At 56.7% G+C, this 17,697-nt stretch carries 18 protein-coding genes and 3 pseudogenes; 13 read left to right on the top strand and 8 right to left on the bottom strand.

What is annotated here, in order from left to right:
* Positions 1–8: 8 nt before the first annotated feature.
* The 4 genes and pseudogenes from PI86_RS04000 to PI86_RS17920 all read right to left on the bottom strand — a co-directional run bounded on the left by PI86_RS04000 (position 9) and on the right by PI86_RS17920 (position 3,869).
* Positions 9–1,412, bottom strand: a complete 1,404-nt coding sequence (locus PI86_RS04000; RefSeq protein WP_082012134.1) for an integrase catalytic domain-containing protein — start codon at positions 1,410–1,412, stop codon at positions 9–11.
* Between the two features lie 431 nt (positions 1,413–1,843).
* Positions 1,844–2,302: a hypothetical protein gene (locus tag PI86_RS17635; RefSeq protein WP_235362686.1), complete on the bottom strand. Its 459-nt coding sequence runs from the start codon at positions 2,300–2,302 to the stop codon at positions 1,844–1,846.
* Between the two features lie 369 nt (positions 2,303–2,671).
* Positions 2,672–3,169: pseudogene (locus PI86_RS17925) on the bottom strand (TniQ family protein); the annotation flags it as partial.
* A gap of 202 nt (positions 3,170–3,371) precedes the next feature.
* On the bottom strand, positions 3,372–3,869 hold the full coding sequence (locus PI86_RS17920) for an HAD domain-containing protein (RefSeq protein ID WP_442854565.1): 498 nt from the start codon (positions 3,867–3,869) through the stop codon (positions 3,372–3,374).
* Positions 3,870–4,065: 196 nt separating this feature from the next.
* Here PI86_RS17920 and PI86_RS17630 point away from each other — a divergent pair, with 196 nt between their 5' ends.
* From PI86_RS17630 to PI86_RS17625, 6 genes and pseudogenes are all read left to right on the top strand, one after another.
* Complete coding sequence (locus PI86_RS17630; RefSeq protein ID WP_039318946.1) at positions 4,066–4,299, top strand: DUF6471 domain-containing protein; 234 nt, start codon at positions 4,066–4,068, stop codon at positions 4,297–4,299.
* 205 nt (positions 4,300–4,504) lie between these two features.
* Positions 4,505–4,870: a BPSL0761 family protein gene (locus tag PI86_RS17895; protein ID WP_326929219.1), complete on the top strand. Its 366-nt coding sequence runs from the start codon at positions 4,505–4,507 to the stop codon at positions 4,868–4,870.
* Positions 4,779–5,261 (top strand): hypothetical protein, encoded by a 483-nt coding sequence (locus tag PI86_RS17280; RefSeq protein WP_268745857.1) that lies wholly within the window; start codon positions 4,779–4,781, stop codon positions 5,259–5,261. Before PI86_RS17895 ends, PI86_RS17280 begins: the two co-directional genes overlap by 92 nt.
* A gap of 328 nt (positions 5,262–5,589) precedes the next feature.
* On the top strand, positions 5,590–5,898 hold the full coding sequence (locus tag PI86_RS03980; RefSeq protein WP_039318941.1) for a hypothetical protein: 309 nt from the start codon (positions 5,590–5,592) through the stop codon (positions 5,896–5,898).
* A 93-nt stretch (positions 5,899–5,991) separates the two neighbouring features.
* Positions 5,992–6,189, top strand: coding sequence for a hypothetical protein (locus tag PI86_RS03975; protein ID WP_039318938.1), 198 nt, complete (start codon positions 5,992–5,994; stop codon positions 6,187–6,189).
* Positions 6,190–6,247: 58 nt separating this feature from the next.
* A pseudogene (locus PI86_RS17625) lies at positions 6,248–6,379 on the top strand (DUF29 family protein); the annotation flags it as partial.
* Positions 6,380–6,413: 34 nt separating this feature from the next.
* On the opposite strand, the pseudogene PI86_RS17620 reads toward PI86_RS17625, so the two are convergent.
* Positions 6,414–6,805 (bottom strand): annotated as a pseudogene (locus PI86_RS17620) (transposase); the annotation flags it as partial.
* A gap of 107 nt (positions 6,806–6,912) precedes the next feature.
* On the opposite strand from PI86_RS17620, the gene ligD reads away from it, so the two are divergent.
* The 3 genes from ligD to PI86_RS03955 all read left to right on the top strand — a co-directional run bounded on the left by ligD (position 6,913) and on the right by PI86_RS03955 (position 11,298).
* Positions 6,913–9,423, top strand: a complete 2,511-nt coding sequence (gene ligD, locus PI86_RS03965; protein WP_039318936.1) for a DNA ligase D — start codon at positions 6,913–6,915, stop codon at positions 9,421–9,423.
* A 115-nt stretch (positions 9,424–9,538) separates the two neighbouring features.
* Entirely contained in the window at positions 9,539–10,462 is a 924-nt protein-coding gene (ku, locus tag PI86_RS03960) for a non-homologous end joining protein Ku (protein WP_039319363.1), read from the top strand.
* Between the two features lie 29 nt (positions 10,463–10,491).
* Positions 10,492–11,298 (top strand): tetratricopeptide repeat protein, encoded by an 807-nt coding sequence (locus PI86_RS03955; RefSeq protein WP_152608048.1) that lies wholly within the window; start codon positions 10,492–10,494, stop codon positions 11,296–11,298.
* Between the two features lie 33 nt (positions 11,299–11,331).
* Here the strand turns inward: PI86_RS03955 and PI86_RS03950 are convergent, their stop codons facing one another.
* The gene (locus tag PI86_RS03950; RefSeq protein WP_039318931.1) at positions 11,332–11,559 is read right to left on the bottom strand and encodes an SDR family NAD(P)-dependent oxidoreductase; all 228 of its coding nucleotides are present in this window, start codon (positions 11,557–11,559) and stop codon (positions 11,332–11,334) included.
* 104 nt (positions 11,560–11,663) lie between these two features.
* Between PI86_RS03950 and PI86_RS03945 the strand changes: the two genes are divergently transcribed.
* Entirely contained in the window at positions 11,664–12,272 is a 609-nt protein-coding gene (locus tag PI86_RS03945; RefSeq protein WP_082012130.1) for a TetR/AcrR family transcriptional regulator, read from the top strand.
* Positions 12,273–12,711: 439 nt separating this feature from the next.
* Positions 12,712–13,464: an SDR family NAD(P)-dependent oxidoreductase gene (locus tag PI86_RS16005; protein WP_082012129.1), complete on the top strand. Its 753-nt coding sequence runs from the start codon at positions 12,712–12,714 to the stop codon at positions 13,462–13,464.
* Positions 13,465–13,751: 287 nt separating this feature from the next.
* On the opposite strand, the gene PI86_RS03940 is transcribed toward PI86_RS16005, so the two are convergent.
* Positions 13,752–14,348 (bottom strand): cysteine dioxygenase, encoded by a 597-nt coding sequence (locus tag PI86_RS03940; protein WP_039319361.1) that lies wholly within the window; start codon positions 14,346–14,348, stop codon positions 13,752–13,754.
* A gap of 182 nt (positions 14,349–14,530) precedes the next feature.
* A complete protein-coding gene (locus PI86_RS03935; protein ID WP_326929218.1) occupies positions 14,531–15,463 on the bottom strand; it encodes a LysR family transcriptional regulator in 933 nt (310 codons plus the stop codon).
* Between the two features lie 451 nt (positions 15,464–15,914).
* Here PI86_RS03935 and PI86_RS03930 point away from each other — a divergent pair, with 451 nt between their 5' ends.
* Entirely contained in the window at positions 15,915–16,286 is a 372-nt protein-coding gene (locus PI86_RS03930; RefSeq protein WP_326929217.1) for a PaaI family thioesterase, read from the top strand.
* Between the two features lie 109 nt (positions 16,287–16,395).
* Positions 16,396–17,685, top strand: a complete 1,290-nt coding sequence (locus PI86_RS03925) for an amino acid permease (protein WP_052319363.1) — start codon at positions 16,396–16,398, stop codon at positions 17,683–17,685.
* Positions 17,686–17,697: the final 12 nt, after the last annotated feature.

Raw genomic sequence — 17,697 nt, 5'->3', positions numbered from 1 at the left:
CTGGGAAATTACATGGGGCGGCGAATCGGCAAGGAATCGTAGTCGACATCGAAACGACCCATCAGCGAATCGTTCAACCCGAGTTTCTCGGTGGTCTTCGGGGTGGGAGGGGGCAATGGCTTGGTGCTACTGTCTGCATATGTCTGCGCGTCTGTCGGCCGGGAGCTGGAATCATCGCCGTCTGATGTTTCGTCCCTCGTCAGGCGATTGGTTACGGCTGCCAGCCCGTATGCCCCATAGATGCGACGTGTTGCAGCAGTAGCGTCAGCGACGGCCGGAAGAACGTGGTCGGAAATTACTTCATCGAGTAGGGATTCAAAACTTTCCTTCGGGGCGTTGCGAAGGCGCCAGCGGACTTCATAAAATGCATAGCGAAGCTCGATCGCAGTCAGCCTTCGATAACGCATAAGGAGCTTCGAAACACATTGCACCCACTGGCCATCAATGGAAGCGTACGCGATGCTCACGTCCCACATGTCGACAAGTACTTTGACTTGCTTGTGCCTATTGCGCGAACCTGCGAATTCATCGGCCCAGTAATGAAGCGGCCCAACTTGAATGCCCCTTTGGGGGTCAACTGTGCGAACGCCTCCGCGTGTTACAGGTATACACGTCTCGATCATGAACCTTTCATCATACGACCGAATTCTGGCCAATCGCCGTCCGGTCTCGATGAATAGCTTATGCATATATTCTTCGGGGGTGTGGTCGTGTGCGGGATGGATACGCTCGCGGTTGTACTCGACAAAGAAAAAGTACTCAAGGAGTCCATGGAGCGCGGCGAAACTCAAATGGTCGGCAAAAAAAGGATCAACTTTCCGAGTGATCGTTCGGACGTGCTGCATCGCAGCAGTGTTGCCAATGAGGTTATGAATGAGCAGAGTATTAGTTGTAGCGAACAGACGTTCGCAGACTGCACCATAACGAGCCTCGTGCGCTGGACGATATTCCAGCGTGATGTCGTTCAAATCGCAAAATCTGTCGAATGCCATTGAATGAAATTCTTTGCCGTTATCAACGACAATATATTCTGGTACCCGCTTGTGAGTCGCCACCATAGCCCTGATAGCCATCATGCAGCTGGTAGTGCTCGGAGTATGGGCGGCCAGATAAAATGCGAGCACGACTCGCGTCGCTGCATCCATGACGATGGTCAGCCACGGGCGGATCTTGTAAATGCGTCCGCCCCACCCGCGTATCCTGATAACAATGTCAAGTTTCGTGTGATCTATGTGTACACGGTGGAATGGGCGTCCGCCGTGTATCTTGTCTTCGTGATGCAGGTACCAGACCTGAGGCTCGGCGCATAGTAGGGCGCGCGATTCGCATACGGAAAAGATGTGATGGACGTCAGTGGCGGTGTGCGTCGCTTGCCTCCCTGAGCCGGGCGAGGACAGTCGAAAGGGTGTCATCAGGGGTAACGGCGCCAAGACAAGGAATTGCGGCCCTCGGGCACCAAGCGAGAAATAGTGCGGTAATACCAGTCTAGTTCACATAGAGACCCGTAGCGGCACATCCTCAGCGTAGACCCGACTCAGTTGAAAAGAGGGCGGCACAGTTTGGTGCGACGAGCAACGGGATCTGGCATCGGTGACACTTGGAGAGGTGGTTCAGGACCCTTTTGCGGTCATCCTCATATGGGCTCGTTATTCACAGGACAATCCTGTGACAGCCGGCCTGCGGTCGGTGGCGAAGTTGCCCATACTCGTACCCTGACGCACCCGCTGGGACTTGTCCTAGAGAGATAGAAATCTGGACGTAACGGCTTGCTGTGTGGGCCCATTAAAGCACTGTCGTGGCCATTTTTGAAAAACATCCGATTTTACAAATCTCCATCAAAAACTTATCCGTAATGAGCTGCGTCTGCCTTCTCCTTTGCACGCTTCTCATCTGCGAAGGTCAGCGGAACCTTCAGTTCCTTGAGTCGCTTTGCCACCTTTCTCCTGGATGGGTACGTGCCGCTGTCCGCCAGAGCAAGATACGATTTCTCGTATGACTCGTCCTTGGAGTCGCGCCTCGCCTGAGCAATCTGCTGTCTGTACAATCGACCGGATTTAACAAGGGCTGCGTTTTGCTCCGGGAACTTCTCTCGAAGGAATTTGGGCGATACTTTCAGGTGGTGAGTCGCATCTTGAGCGCCTGCATCGGGATGCCGATTCATAAAAGTCAAGAGCGAGGCAAGCAGTTTGCATTGAGGCGTCTTATGACCAGCTCTCCGCGCAAGTCCAAATAAGCCGCGAGATAACTTGCAACCTTGACGTAGACTCGGATTAACTTTATTCCCCAAGATGACGTCTGCCATAGTGCACTCAAACGCATAGGCAATGCGAATAACCCCTGCCAGGCTAGGCAAAATTCCATCGTACATCCAACCGTGCACTTGAGACTTGGAAAGTCCGAGGTGGCGTGCAAGAGCTGCGAAATTCCCGTTAAATAGAGAGTCTCCCACATGAGTCAAAAAGTCCGATATCAACGATTGCCTCTGCGCTCTGATTCGAGTTATATCCTCAATAAATTCGGATACCAACCCAGCGACGACTACTTCATACCTTGGTGCTCTTGTGCTAGTGACTCTTGCCAGACTGCTGCCGTCGATTCTTGAAATGCCCGGAACCGTGAATGGCAGGGGGCTGTGGCCCTTGACTTTGGGCTCGTAAATCAGTCGGCATTTATGTTTTGGACATGCGGTAACGCAACGTATCGTCCACAGGAGCCGGTCATACTTCTGACGCCCGGCCCGTTCGTCCTCAGCGTAGCAGGCCGGGCAGAACCGGTTCGCGTATTCGATGAGTTGGTACGAGGACACGAGATTCCTGAGGGGGAGTAAAGTCAACAACTGGAGGTCTGAGCGACAGGTGAGCTGATTCAAAAAATCAATCCAGTGTGCAGCTTTCCCGCTCATTCCGCACAACTCAAGGCGATAGCACTCATCGGCCATGAGATCCGCCGAGAGCTGTGACGGTGTGCCCATTAGTGGAACTATCATATGATAGGCTAGCGAACGTGGAAGTAGCGCATGCGCATTAGATGTTCGTCTGAAAAAACTCACGACGTTTTCTCGCGTCGCTCCGTCAAAGCCGTACGGCGCAACTCCAAACAAAATTGAGCGCGGCGGAAGGCCGACAGGCCAGCCTCCCGGCCTTATCGTGTCGCGGGCAGCTTGTCTCATCGCTGAATTCTCGTCAACGATGGAATGCCCGCTTTACCGCGCGCCGTTTCGGGTGACGTACAGTGCTGTCTGACGCAGTGTTAGAGCTTGTCTTGATCTCACTTGAAAAGGCGGTAAGGCAGAATCCCCGTATGTCGTTATATTGCTCAGTATAACTATGCATAGTAAAGTTGTGGGACTTAGCCCATTCCGTGGCTGACGCTCACCGGCTCTCGGTGTCCTTGGCCGCCCGTTCTGCTGCACGAGATATGAAGCGACGGAATGCATGCGCAGCTTGCGGGTCGGCTAGACCGACCTGTGGCTCGAGAGTGAACGTAATGTGACGGAGATACTTGGGATATCTGGCGTCTGCGTGGTCGAGTATGAGGACTGGTACCTCTGAGCGGTCTGCTGCATTGGTTGCCAGCGAAATGCGGTTCGGCAATGTCGGACACAAACTGGCATGCGGCAGGATTGAACCCCTAACGCGCGATGAGAGGACTTTCGGTAAAAGACGAAGACATCCATCGAGCCCAACCGTGTATGTCCACCACGTGTTAAGGACTAGGTGTAGGTTGGTAAAGTCTGCGGCGACTTCTGCGAGTGCCTGATTGCATTCAAACAGGCGATGCCTTGGTGCGTCGAGAACGGGCTTGTTCTTTTGTGTGAACTGCACTGCATTGGGGTGTAGCACGCCGTCAAAATTGAGGAATAGCACCATGATGGTCTCACTCCTTGCCCAGCGGGTACTCGCGGTCACTGATTGCTCCATCCGGGTCGGCATTCGTTCCCCCACGTTTGCTTTTGAACCGCGAAGATGATCTCAAATATGCGTTTAAAGTCTCATATATGAGATTGTAGGCGTGTATCCGAGAGAGGCAAGGAATAATCCGCCTTTTTGCTGGGGGTCAAGGCGGATGGACTGGTATCAGGCGGCGAGAAACGTGCTTCGTGCCGAGCTTGTTCGGCACGGAGTCAGCTATCGACAACTGGCGGTATTACTTGCTGACATCGGAGTTAGCGAGACCGAGCGGTCCATTGCTAACAAGCTGTCTCGCGGCAGCTTTAGCTTCGCCTTTTACCTCCAATGCATGAGGGCGTTGGGACGAACGGATTTCCGTATAGACCTCACTGACGTAACCTGGCCCTAATTACTTCTTTTGTTCCGAGGCTTCGCCGCCTTCCCGGCTAGCATCGGTGTGGCGCTTTCAGGAGCGACAGTATCTTTCGGTCTTTGGCGAGCAGGCGCGCTCTGGTCGGGATACCTCGAGACTATTTTCCAATTCGCAAGACGCCTAAAAGGGTGGTGCCTCGACTTGAAAATCTCATATATGAGACTATAGTCTCGATATAGTGATGGTGGTTACCGAGTCCGACCTAGCCGGCGTGGACGTTCAACCAGGGAGCTTGGAGATTGAGATGACGACGCCCGCAGAACGCACGCGCTCGGTGCGTGGGACGAGACAGTTCCTCGAGATACTTGCTAGTCACACCGGCCAGCTTAACCACTGTCTTGTCCGCACCCTGGCTATTCAACTCTTGCGACACTTCCCGTCAGACGCTGACATTGCACTCTCGAGCAGTTCACTTCCAACGCTGTGGGGAACGGTGCAGGGGGATTATTGCCAGGGTGCGATGTCTGTACACGGAACTGGTGAACAGGGGCTACCGTGTCATTCCACAGGCGAAGGCGGGCGCGTTTCGCATCGACATGATGGTTGAGGGCGAGAACGACGCGCGACTTGCCATCGAACTGGATGGCGATGAGTTTCATGGCCCGGACCGATGGCAAGCGGATATGAATCGGCAACGGGTGCTGGAGCGCGCCGGTTGGGTCTTCTGGTGCTGCTTTGCGTCGACCTGGTCGATGCGCAGGGAGCAAGTACTCAATGACCTGTTGGCTCGCATGTATGCGCTTGGCATTGAACCCCTGGGAGCTATTGAGCGGGTGCCGGCGCTGGTCGAGTACCGTGAATGGATTGGGGAGCGCGAGGGCAGTGTGGGCGAAGAACCGGGTATCAGCTATGAGAAGGTCGGTGAGCAATGCAGCAGCGAAATGCGCTGCCCGCATCTTGTACGGTGCCCGATGCGCGAAACTGGCTGCGTCGGGTGAGCTACCTTAAGCCGTTTGTGCATGATCCGCATCACAGGGGTACACGCGTGTAGGTGTTTACCCTTGATTTGACCGGAAGGGCTAAATTCCACGCGGTCACCGCCCTATACCGTAGGCAGACGCGTCGCGGCGCCTGCCCCGGGCCGGCGCCGACGCCGGCGGGCACAGCGGTAAGGGAGGTGCCCCGTGAACGACCCGCGTGTCTGGCTCGTCGCGATGCTCGCGCTGTGGCTGCTCAAGAGCTGCCACTAATCGGCTAGGATGACCGGGCCCCTGCCGGCCCCCAAAGGCCGGCAGTTTTTTACTCGCGAACTGGGGGACGCGGCCAATGGAAAAGCCGAAGTTTGAAGGCGAGGATTTCAAGGTGGTGCCGCTGACGCCGGACGTACTCGTGGAACTGAGTAAGGATTTGCGCAAACGGCCAGAGCTGTTTCGCAAATCGCTGGGCACGGTACCGGTGATTGAACGCAACGGCCGACCATTCGCCGTGCGGCTCGCCGACATTCCCGAACCGCACCGAACCGCCTTTGATCGGGCGCTGACCGGGTCGGCCGTGTCTGTGCTCGATGGCGAGGGCGATTTCGCCTATGCCTGGGACTTTGCAGACTGGGTCAGCGGCACGCGAAGGTGGTTATGAACGACGAGGAATACCGCGAAGCGCTCCAGACCGTCTCAGCGCTGGTCAGCCTGGTGGAGCAATACGAGGCGCGGTTCATGCAGGAGTTCCGCGATGCTTCCCGATGACATCCCGGTGATCGGGCCGAAAGCACGTGTGACCTATGACAGCGCCCGTGATGTGCTCATCGGTGTGGTGCTCGCGACCGGGGAAACGTTCGAGGCCGGCGATCCGGTCAGACTGGGCGAGCGCCTGTTCGCTGCGGGCGCGAAGACGACTGCGCGCCGTGCAGCACGGACAAGATTGCGTTGAATCATCGCCTGAACCAACTGGGGCGAGACATTGAAAAGTGAGCCCGGAAGACGAAGCCATGACGGACTACGACGCCGATTTCGCCCGGTGGGCGAGCGAACAGGCCGCGCTGCTGCGCGCTGGCCGGCTCGACGAACTCGATCGCGAAAACCTTGCCGAGGAGCTCGACACCCTCGCGCGGGCACTGCATCGCGAGATGTCCGGTCGACTGGTGAGGCTGCTGCAGTACCTGGTCGTGCGCGATTGGCAGGGTTTGGCCCAGTTTTTGGCCTGCCCCAACGGCTCGCACGGACGATGAATCGACAGCCGCATATGAGAAATCGAGCTGGCCAGATTCGTCCTGTTTGTCGAGCAGCAGCCCGTGCAGCTTGTCCCACACCCCGGCCTGCTGTCAGTCGTGCAACCGACGCTAGCAAGTCGCTTTGGAGCCGAAGCTCAGCCGGGTCGCCAGATGGTTCCATCGCATTCCGATCTTCAACACGAGCAGGATGCGATTGAGTGCTGCACGGTCCGAGACCGGCAGGCACCGAGGGTATCGCTTGCGTCGCGGTTTGGGCGGTGTAAGTATCGGTTCGATTAGTGCCCACAGCTCGTAATCGATGATAGGTGCCGGCATTCCTTGATCCGTTGCTCAGGCATCCACGGTCAACCATTTCGTGGGAAAGTAAGCCCCCTTCCGGGCTCTTTTTGAACTGGCCTTTAAGAGCGTCCTAAACTGTTGTCATGGTTGCGACCCTCGACCGGACATTTTCGCCTCTCTCCCGCTATCAAAAAAAGCGGGACTTTCTGCTCACGCCCGAACCGGCGCCAACGGCTGCGAACCGGTCTTCTGACCGCCGACATCAAAGCTTTGTCGTCCAGAAGCACTGGGCCAGCCGGCTGCACTATGACTTTCGACTTGAGCTGGATGGGGTCTTGCTGTCGTGGGCCGTACCTAAAGGCCCTTGCTATGACCCGAAAGAAAAGAGGATTGCCATCCACGTCGAGGACCATCCAGTCGAGTATGCGGGCTTCGAGGGCACGATTCCGCCCAAGCAATATGGCGCCGGCAAGGTCATAGTGTGGGACCGTGGGACGTGGGAGCCCGTTGGCGACCCGCAGGAGGGAATGAAAGCCGGCAAGCTCGTCTTCCGTCTCCATGGCGAGAAACTTGCCGGTCTTTGGGAGTTGGTGCGCATCGCGAAGCCTGCAGACAAGCAAGACCAGTGGATGCTCTTCAAGAAGCGCGACGAGTGGGCGCAGCCGCTGGCGGAATATGATGTCGTCAAGGCGCTTCCCGACAGCGTCACCACGATGCCGCTCGGGCCCATTGAAGAACGGGAGCCGAACGCGGTGAAGCCAGTGCGCAGTAGGGAGCGGCAGATAGACCTGTCTGCGGCGGTTCACGCTCCGTTGCCAGCGAAACTCGAGCCGCAGCGCGCAACCTTGGCGGCCTCCTTGCCCACGAGCGGCGATTGGATTACCGAGGCGAAGCTGGACGGATACCGCATGCTTGCCCGCGTCGACAAGGGGAGCGTTCAGTTCTTCACGAGTGGCGGGTACGACTGGACGAAAAAGCTTGCTGGTCTCGCTGTCGAGCTCGAGAAGCTGCCGGTTTCAAGTGCCTGGCTCGATGGCGAAATTGTCGTACTTAAGGGTGGCATTCCCAATTTCGGCGCGCTGCAAGATGCGATAGCTGGTTCGGCCAATCAGGAAATCGTCTACTTCCTCTTTGACCTGGTGTACTTCGATGGGAAGGACCTCAGGAACGTGCCGCTGTGGGCTAGGCGTGCGTTGCTTTCGCAATTGCTCGAGCACGCAGGCGACCGAATTCGGTTCAGTCAGGACTTTGAGGCACCGCTGGCGCAGGTATTCGAAGCAGCCGCAGGTCTCGGTCTCGAAGGCCTCATGCTCAAGCATCGCGACGCCCGATACGAATCGAGAAGGACGCAGACCTGGCTGAAGGCGAAGTGTCGGCTGCGGCAGGAACTCGCCATTTGCGGCTTTACCAGTCGAGGGGGCAAGGCAGGGGAGGTCGGCAGCTTGCTGCTCGGATATTACGCTGGCGACAAACTTCATGACGCCGGCAGCGTGGGAACCGGCTGGGATGCTCGGACTGCGAGAGACCTTTGGACGCGTCTCATACCGCTCGAATTGAATTCATCGCCATTTGACATGGCTGCTACGAAGTTCCAGCGCTGGAACAGGCGAGCAGCCGGGAGCGAGCGCTGGGTTCAACCATTGCTGGTCGCCGAAATCGAGTTTGCAGATTGGACGGCGGACGGGCTAGTGCGACAGGCATCATTCAAAGGTTTGCGCGTCGACAAGCCTGCTAGCAGCGTCGTTCGCGAAGGAGGGAAGACGGTAACATCGGCTGCTCCGTCGCGTGTCAAGGTCACTCATCCGGGGCGAATTGTTGACCCTTCAAGTGGCATCACCAAGCTCGACCTGGTGCGCTACTACGAAAGCGTTACGCAGTGGATGCTACCTCATCTGAAAGGCCGTCCCCTAGCAATGCTACGCGCGCCTACCGGTATCGCGCACGAGATGTTTTTCCAGAAGCACGCAGAGAAGACCGCGATGCCTGGTTTAACGGCGTACGACCGGAACTTGTGGCCAAATCATCCGCCATTGCTCACTATCGAAACTCCTGATGCGTTGCTTTCAGCGGCGCAGATGAATGTGGTGGAACTGCATACCTGGAACTCGACGGTTCGACGCCTCGATAAGCCCGACAGGGTCATCTTCGACTTGGACCCTGGTGAAGGTGTGAAATGGGGGCGGATTTATGAGGCAGCGCTCCTTGTTCGTGCCTTATTGCTCGAATTAGGACTCAAAGCATGGGTGAAGACTAGCGGCGGTAAAGGGGTCCACGTCGTGGTGCCCTTGGCGCCAAGACTTGAATACGAGTCGGTGCGGTTGTTTTCACGGGCATTCGTCTGGCACCTCGCCAAGACGATTCCGGAGCGCTTTTCGGCGACTTCGGGGGCGTCAAATCGCGTCGGAAAGGTATATGTCGACTATCTGCGAAATGGGAAGGGACAGACCACCGCGGCAGCCTTCACCGCGCGCGCACGACCCGGCATGGGGGTGTCGATGCCAGTCTCGTGGGAGCAACTGTCTGAGTTGAAGACCGGAGCGCAATGGACCGTCCAGACGGCGCGGGAGTATCTCAGTTTCCAAACCATGGATCCGTGGGTGGACTACTGGTCCACGAGTCAGTCGTTGGCATCTGCTCTAAAGCGCCTACACTGATGTTCAGTACAAGAACGCCGACATCGCGGGCGTTCCTGTAAATGCGTCAGCCTCCGCAGCGCCACGTGCTTTGCGGGGCGACACGCTGAACATGCTCATCCGCGAGGAGACGTCCATGCCCTCCCGTTCAATCGCCTCTCTATCCCTTTCCTTTGGGCTCGTTTCAATTCCGGTGAAGCTGTATACGGCGACTGAGAGTTCGTCTGATGTTAGGTTCAACTTGCTCGCCCCAGACGGGTCACGCGTGAAGCAGCAGTACATATCGGAAGCGACTGGAGATGTCGTCGAGCGCTCGAGCATGAAGAAGGGTTACGAGTTCGAGAAGGACCGATTCGTAGTGTTCACCAGCGATGAATTCAAGGCTCTGGAGGAATCAGCCAGTCATGTCGTCGAGATCCTGGCCTTCATACCGGAGAAAGCGATTAACCCGGTCTTCTACGACAAGGCGTATTACATCGCCCCTGACAAACGGGGCGGAAAGCCATATAGCTTGCTGCAGCAAGCACTGGCAGAAAGCGGCCGCTGTGCGCTGGCCAAGTGGGCATTCAAAGGCAAGACTCGGATAGTGCAGGTAAGACCCGAAGAAAATGGGCTCGTTTTTCAACAGCTATTCTATGCGGATGAGGTTCGCAATCTGAAGGAACTGAATATAGAAAACGTTGAGATATCCGCCCCTGAGCTGAAGCTTGCGCTTCAAATCATCGAGCAGGGTGCCGAAGAGAGCTATGACCCGGCAGCATACGAGGACGAAGAGAAAAAGCGCATCCTCGCCGCCATAGACGAAAAGATTGAAGGCAAGCAGGTCGTGACTCATGAGCCCGCGGAGGCCACTGCTGTCGGCGGACAGGTCATCGACCTGATGGAGGCCTTGCGCGCGAGTCTGAAAGGCGGTGCGAAAGCGAAGTCCGCTCCGACGCCGAAGCGAAAGAGCGCCGATCCAGCTGCCGAAATTGCAGCGGCACCGAAGGCGCGCAAGCCTGCGACGCGTGCACGGAGGGAAGTTGCTGAACAACCTGCGAAGGTTCGGGCACGCAAGTGACGTCACAAGACACGGCCCGCGCGATTTCGATGCGGGACTTGCAATCCATGCTGGGCGTTTCTCGCCGCGTGGTTTCCAGCCTGGTAGCAGCGGGGTTCGTGACCCCCAGGCGCGGGGCGCGAAACGGATATCGCTTTACCTTCCAGGATGTCGTCCTGCTGCGAACTGCACTGCAGTTGCGCACTGCTAGAATCCCGCCTCGGAAAATTATCATGGCTCTCTCACGATTGAGAGAGGCATTGCCAGACGAGTTGCCACTGACAGGCATTCGGGTATCCGCAGTGGGTAACGATGTCGCAGTACGGACGGGACCCTCGCAGTGGGATGTGATTACCGGCCAACTCCTCCTGGATTTCGAGGTCGCTGAAATCAAAGGCGACGTAGTATTTCTCGACAACACACCGGCGCAAAAGGACCTGGCGCACGAGGCAGAGGAGTGGTACGAACTCGGCGAGCAACTCAGAACATCCGATGTGAAGGGAGCCGAGCAGGCATATAGGAAGGCCCTGACGCTCTCGCCAGGGCCGTTCTACGCCGCCTATGTCGATCTGGGTGCGTTGCTATGCGAACTCGAGGTACGAAGTGAAGACGCGTTACAGGTATTCGATGAGGCGATAGCCCACTTCCCCGATGACGCAGCCCTGCATTTCAATCGGGCCGTTGCATTCGAAGAACTCGGCCGAAAAGACGATGCGGAGCGAAGCTATGAGCGATGCCTGGAACTCGACCCATCATATGCAGACGCACATCACAATCTCGCAATTCTTCTCGAGATGCGCGGCGACCGGCAGGGCCTCATACGCCACTTGAGTGCGTATCGCAGGCTCACCGAGTAGCGAGGGCATGCTCCAGTCGAGGTAATGCCGCTGTCAATGGTCGTAGCTATATCTTGCAGTGACTGCGATGGACTCCGGGTCAGTAACGTCGAGGTGAACTGCGTCGGCATCGGCGCCGACGCTCTTCACGACGACATTGCCAGCCTCAAGCCGGTGCGAGCCGAGTAATACGGTGAATCCGTTCTTGGCAAGGTCTTTGGCGATCTGAAGACCGATCCCTTTGTTTGCGCCAGTAACGAGGGCAACGGGGTTGTTGCGCATACTCAATCTTCAAAGAGTGGACAAAGTCACCCGCTCGCGCTATATGTGGAGCGCGGTTCCGATTGCAGTATGCGGAACACTGCTCCGCATATCAAGGGGAAAAATTGGCAGATAACGACAAGAGATTGAAGAGTGCCGCGACGATCGTGGAGGCCCGGCGTCACGTCCGGGCCGATGCGCAGCGGAATATCGACTCCATTCTCCGCACCGCCGCGAAGAGCTTCACCCGTTCGGGAGTGGATGTATCCGTGCGCGAGATCGCTGAGAGTGCGGGGGTCGGTGTCGGCACGCTCTATCGCCATTTTCCGACGCGGGCCGACCTCGTCGTTTCGGTGTTTCGCAAAGAGGTTGATGAGTGCGTTGATACGGTGTCCGTGTTGGCGGCCAACTACCCGCCCGCCGATGCGCTTGCGCAATGGGTCGAGAATTATGTCGATTTCATCGACGCCCATCGTGGGCTTGCAGAAGCCCTGAACTCGGGCGACCCAACTCTTGAGGGTTTGCCGGCGCATTTCTACGAGCGCTTACGACCGGTCGTTCAAGGCTTGCTGGATGCCGCTGCAGAAGCCGGGGAGATTCGTGCTGGCGTGAAGGCGAGTGAACTCCTCCATGCTGTTGCAATGCTGTGTGTGCCATCTCATTGTGGTGAACCCATTGATCCGCAACGCATGGTTGGAATGTTTATGGATGGCTTGCGCCACCGCCCAGGCTGAGTTGCGGGGCGACCTCGTGAAATGGCTCTGGCGAGAGGGTGAGAGTAGCGGGGTGATAGATCCAGGAACTGCAAAATGGTAATCGCCAATTTTGTGCAGGACCATGCCTGACCTCGGTGAGCAAGCAGTCACGCTCAAGCTCACTTCATCCAAATGTTTGCGAGCACCCCGGGGCATCTCATCCTCACGGTGGCCTCGCATACGGATGCCGACTCCAACATAGTCGAATGCTGTCTCATAGCCGGTTGGGTCGCATCGATAGCTGCCGCCCCTGGCGTATAGATATGCTGCACGCCTTTCAATGGCTGACTACTTGGACACGCAAATCGCCCCTTGATAAACGGAGCGCTGTTCCGTATAGTCGGAAACCGGATCGATGTTCCGGTTGTGAATGTGGCCGCGCTCGTCGATGCCGATCATCGTTTCGAAGGGGGCAAACATGCATAGCAGACCTGTCGCACTCGTTACTGGCGCAAACAAAGGGATCGGTCTTCAGATCGCCAAGGATCTGGCATCGAAGGGGTTTAAGGTGCTTGTCGGGGCACGCAACCTAGATTTGGGCACGATCGCGGCGAGAAGCGTCGGGCAAGACGCTCAAGCCATCCATCTTGATGTAACCGATCGGGCGTCGATTTTCGCAGCGGTCAAGCAAATTGACGAGACGCTCGGACGCCTTGATGTGTTGGTCAATAACGCAGGGATTTCGAACCCGGCAAAGCCGGGGACTCGTCTGGAAGAGGTTGTTCAGTTGGGCAGGTTAAGCCGCATCGCTGCCGACGATCTGCGTATCGTATTTGAGACAAACGTGTTTGGGGTTGTTGCTGTAACGCAGGCGATGCTGCCACTTCTTCGCAAATCATCGGCCGCACGTGTCGTCAACATATCGAGCGCTACTGGCTCACTTGGATTGAAGGGTGATCCATCAAACCCATTTCGCGGCCAAGTCGGGGTATATCATGCGTCGAAGACCGCGCTCAACGCAATCACTCAAGCGTTTGCGATTGAGCTGGAAGCGGCGGGCATCAAGGTCAACGCAGCATGTCCGGGCTTTACCGCAACGGATCTGAGTAATTTTGCTGAAGGGGCGGGTTCGGTTGAGGATGCAGCACGGGAGCCGGTCCGCTTGGCACTCCTTGATGCGAATGGACCGACTGGCACTTTCTCCAACGCGGATGGCTATATTCCTTGGTGAGATGGTCTCCCCACACTACAGGAACAAATATGGCATGACGCCCGCTGTCCGACGGCATGCCATACCCTTGTGTTTTGCGGTGTCTTGCACGGTCGATAGGCTAACGACGAGGCCGCATTCATGGCAACCGCGGGCCTAGCCCGCATCTGACGCGTCCGCGTAGTGTCGACAGCATGCTGCCCACATCGCGATTCGAAGGTTTGCTCGATACGGGTTGCGAGGGGCCATTCGTTGCGGATCTCATCTTGCAGCCTAAAGTGCTGACCCGCGATGACCCCATCAGGTACTTACGAATTACTCACTGCTTGCCGTGAAAGCTCGCCTTCGTTGGAGTAACCGGAAACGAACTGTTTGAGCGCACTCGTTTCAGGATCGAAGACGTGACGCGAAATCCTCCCGATGTTTCCCCCGTAGATATGGACGCTGATCGAGACGCGATCCTCATACATGTTAGAGACTCGGTGAATATCGCCCGTGAGCGGTGAAATGCTTTCGACGACGCCTGGCTCGAGATAGTCGACCCCGAGTGATCGCATGGGCTGGTTCGGCAGACCCAGTTCGAATGACTCTGCTCGCTCTCCGCCTCGCAGTATGCCGATGAGTGCCCAGACCGTGTGGTTGTGGATCGGGGTCTTCTGGCCAGGCCCCCAAACGAAACTGACCACTGAGAAACGGTCGGCCGGGTCCGCATGGAGCAGGTACTGTTGATAGTACTGAGGATGCGGCTGTGCGTATTCGTCCGGAAGCCAGTCATCGTGGCGGACGATGTCGGCAAGGAGTTCTCGGCCCGTGCTCAAGATTTGATGCTCGTCGCCCGAGAAGTTGTCAACGAGCTGCGTAAAGTCGTGGACGAAGCGATTGAAGCGAGGAGATGAAACTGGCATCAGGTGTCTCCGGATGTTGGATGTTGTCGCGGCCACCCCCGAGCTCTTCGGCAAGCTGTGCATTTGGCATCGTGACGGGGCGTTGGGCGTTGAGAGATTTTTCTCTAACCGATCGTCACGAGCAATTGAATCTGATTTCAATCATTAGGCGACCTCTGCGCCGCTCTCGTTGTCCTGCCGAATTATGAGCGAGTCGACGACTTGAGGCTCGCTTGATGCCGATGAGTCTCCTGCCAAAACGCTCGAGCGACCGGTGAAAGGCGGCCCTCATTCAGGCATACCAAACCGATACGCCGCGAAGTGCTTGGCGAAATAGGGCGGAAGACCGTGCCGTTGTACTGGTCTGGAAGTGCGAGCTTCGCGAGAACAGAGACCCCCTTTCCGCTTGCGACCAACTCGAGTATCGACATCAACTGAAGAAGTTCGTAGGCCACCCGCGGATGTAGGTTGTTCCTCGCGAACAGCTTTGTGACCAGCGCCTGTGAACCGGCGCGAGTCAGGATGAAAGGGTCCGCTGTCAGTTCCTTGAGCGGTACGACCTCCAGCTTTGCCAGACGGTGGTCGGAAGGCAAGACTGCTACGAGTTCATCAACAGCGAGCGTTTGCGAATCGAAGTCTGACTTTGGAAGCGTGACTGCAGCGAGCTCGAGCCGCCGCTCGATCAAATCTCGTGACGTTTGTTCATCTGGTTTCTCCGTAACTATGACGTCGACGCCGGGATATCGGGCCTTGAAGCGTTCTATCAGTGCCGGAAGAACCCTGGTCGTGGCGCTCGCACCAAACGAACCCAAACGTAGCAAACCGGTCTTCAGTTCTGCACCAGCCAGCGCCGTCGCCTGAACCAACTGTAGGGACGCAAAGACATCGCGCACGTGTGGGAGAACGTGTTCTCCCGTATAGGTCAGCGCGACGCCAGAGGCATTTCGATCGATCAATTCCGTACCGAGTGCGGTCTCCAGTGCGCGCAACGCGTGACTGGTAGCCGATGGCGACATGCCGAGCTTCGCTCCAGCGCCGGCTATTCCGTCAGAGGAAGTGAGGGCGAGCAGAAGCTCGAGCTGCCTGAGGGTGGGGGACGTTATGCCTGATCGACGCGCCATTGAACCTGCCTTCAAGTCATTTGCGAATATATGAATCCTATTTGCGGATCCGCTCGCTTGCAAGTCGGAGGCGATGCATGCATTTGCCTGCGTGAATGATCGAGCACATGTTCCGTGCCGAACGAGGCCAGCAGTCGAGCGGTAGCTCGGTGGGGCGTGGACAAAGCAAGAACTCCGGGGGTAGGTGCAGCAGCGATGGGCAATCACTGAGCCTCCGTTCAATCGTATGACTTGATCTGAAATTCAATTGTTCATGAATTTGATGAAATATACGATAACTACAAGATCCTCAAACAGCCAGCACCATGTAAATGGTCTTTTGGCGGCTGCCGGAGTCTCAAATTCAAAAAATGGAGGCGGACAGATGTCTACATGCGCAATACAGGACTTGTACTCCCCGGAGTTTGCTCACTGCTATGGTTGCGGACCTCAAAACCAGCACGGCCATCACCTGAAGAGCCACCTCGTGGGCGACCAGACAGTTGCCAGGTTCACGCCTGAAGCCCAATACAGCGGGGGCGTTCCGGATCACGTTTACGGCGGGATGATTGCGTCGCTACTCGACTGTCACGGCGCTGCGTCGGCCGCAGCGTTCGCCTATCAGCGCGAGGGGCGTGAGATCGGCGAGGGGCCGCAGCCAATTCGTTTCGTGACGGCCTCGCTGAAGGTCGACTTCAAGCAGCCCACTCCTCTCGGAGTCGAACTCGTCGTGACCGGTAAGCTTCGTTCTCTGGAAGGGCGCAAAGCATGGATCGACCTGGCATTGACAGCGAATGGCGTCACATGCGCTATCGGCGAAATGCTGGCAATTCGGCTGTCGGAACGAAACGGCGTTTAGCCAGGTTTGACTGCAGGTGTGTGGAGCCTGCCTCGAAGAAATAATAAGACATGCTGACCGTGGAGATGCTCTGCATGCGTTGCCACGCTTATGAACAAAGGAGACAACATTGAGTGCTTTAGCTGATTTGGGATTGTCGGTTGAGTCCGCTGGCAAGATACCGTTCACCCGATATGACATGGGGTGGGTCATCCTGTGCATCGGTATGGCGATTGGCGCCGGCATCGTCTTTCTGCCGGTTCAGGTTGGAATCACCGGTGTGTGGGTGTTTGCGGCATCGGTGGCGCTCGCATATCCGGCGTTGTACATGATGCAGAAGCTGTACTTGCAGACCCTGTCTGAAAGTGTCGAATGCGAGAACTATGCGGGAATCATCTCGCAGTACTTCGGCAAGAACTGGGGCATCGTCCTCGCCATCGTGTATTTCCTCATGCTTGTCAAAGGCATGCTCACGTACTCGCTGGCAGTCACCTTTGACACGGCCAAGTACCTGCAAAGCTTCGGTGTAACGACGGGATTGCTTTCCGACAGCCCACTGTTCTCGCTGGCAATTCTGTGCGGCTTGGTGCTGATCGCGGCACAGGGCGAGAAGTTGATCTTCAAGGTGTCCGGCCCGCTGGTGATCTTCAAGCTCGGCGTGATTGTCCTTCTCGGCGTGGTGATGATTCCCCATTGGGATATCCGCGCGAACTTACCGCCATTGCCAGATCTCAAGCGCTTCGTCGTGGACACTATCTTGACCGTTCCGTTCACTCTGTTCTCTATTCTGTTCGTACAGATCCTCAGCCCGATGAACGTTGCGTTCCGTCGGGTAGAGAAAGATCCGCGGGTTGCAACGTACCGAGCTATTCGAGCTAGCCGTATCGCATACGCGGTACTCGTTGTCGCGGTTCTCTTCTTTGCTACTTCGTTTTCGTTTTCCATTTCGCACGAACAGGCCTTGTCGGCCAAGGCGCAGAACATTTCGGCCCTGGCATTGGCTGGTAGCGTCATGCCTGGGAGCGGCGTGCTGTACATGACGACGGCTCTCAACGTGTTCGCGATTCTCACCGCCTTTCTCGGGATCTACCTGGGTTTCGAGGAATCGATCAAAGGTGTCGTGATGAACATCATCACGCGCTTCGTTCCGCAAGAACGTATTGACTCCCGCGTGGTATCCGTTTGCGTGTGTGTATTCATCGTGCTCGGTTTGTGGCTCTGGGTGCAGACGCGTTTCTCGATTCTGCTGTTGCAACAGCTTGCATCTCCTATCTACGGCATCGCGTCATTCATCATTCCCTGTGTGCTTGTGTGCAAGGTGCCCGCACTTAGAAAGTACCGATCTCACCGCGTGTTGTTCGTGTTTTTGTTTGGTGTCGTTGTGAGCCTGTCACCCGTACTCAAGGCGATGGGCTACTGACTCCGTCGCGGG

This window comes from Burkholderia sp. A9 (assembly GCF_000801975.1).
This window is presented reverse-complemented; position numbering and strand designations above follow the sequence as displayed.

Coding starts and splice junctions, on each gene's coding strand:
- PI86_RS03980 (WP_039318941.1), top strand. CDS start 5,590: ATGGAAAAGCCGAAGTTTGAAGGCGAGGATTTCAAGGTGGTGCCGCTG.
- ku (WP_039319363.1), top strand. CDS start 9,539: ATGCCCTCCCGTTCAATCGCCTCTCTATCCCTTTCCTTTGGGCTCGTT.
- PI86_RS17630 (WP_039318946.1), top strand. CDS start 4,066: ATGGACTGGTATCAGGCGGCGAGAAACGTGCTTCGTGCCGAGCTTGTT.
- PI86_RS17635 (WP_235362686.1), bottom strand. CDS start 2,302: ATGGCAGACGTCATCTTGGGGAATAAAGTTAATCCGAGTCTACGTCAA.
- PI86_RS03955 (WP_152608048.1), top strand. CDS start 10,492: ATGCGGGACTTGCAATCCATGCTGGGCGTTTCTCGCCGCGTGGTTTCC.
- PI86_RS03940 (WP_039319361.1), bottom strand. CDS start 14,348: ATGCCAGTTTCATCTCCTCGCTTCAATCGCTTCGTCCACGACTTTACG.
- PI86_RS16005 (WP_082012129.1), top strand. CDS start 12,712: ATGCATAGCAGACCTGTCGCACTCGTTACTGGCGCAAACAAAGGGATC.
- PI86_RS04000 (WP_082012134.1), bottom strand. CDS start 1,412: ATGACACCCTTTCGACTGTCCTCGCCCGGCTCAGGGAGGCAAGCGACG.
- PI86_RS17920 (WP_442854565.1), bottom strand. CDS start 3,869: ATGGTGCTATTCCTCAATTTTGACGGCGTGCTACACCCCAATGCAGTG.
- PI86_RS03975 (WP_039318938.1), top strand. CDS start 5,992: ATGCTTCCCGATGACATCCCGGTGATCGGGCCGAAAGCACGTGTGACC.
- PI86_RS03950 (WP_039318931.1), bottom strand. CDS start 11,559: ATGCGCAACAACCCCGTTGCCCTCGTTACTGGCGCAAACAAAGGGATC.
- ligD (WP_039318936.1), top strand. CDS start 6,913: ATGGTTGCGACCCTCGACCGGACATTTTCGCCTCTCTCCCGCTATCAA.
- PI86_RS17895 (WP_326929219.1), top strand. CDS start 4,505: ATGGTGGTTACCGAGTCCGACCTAGCCGGCGTGGACGTTCAACCAGGG.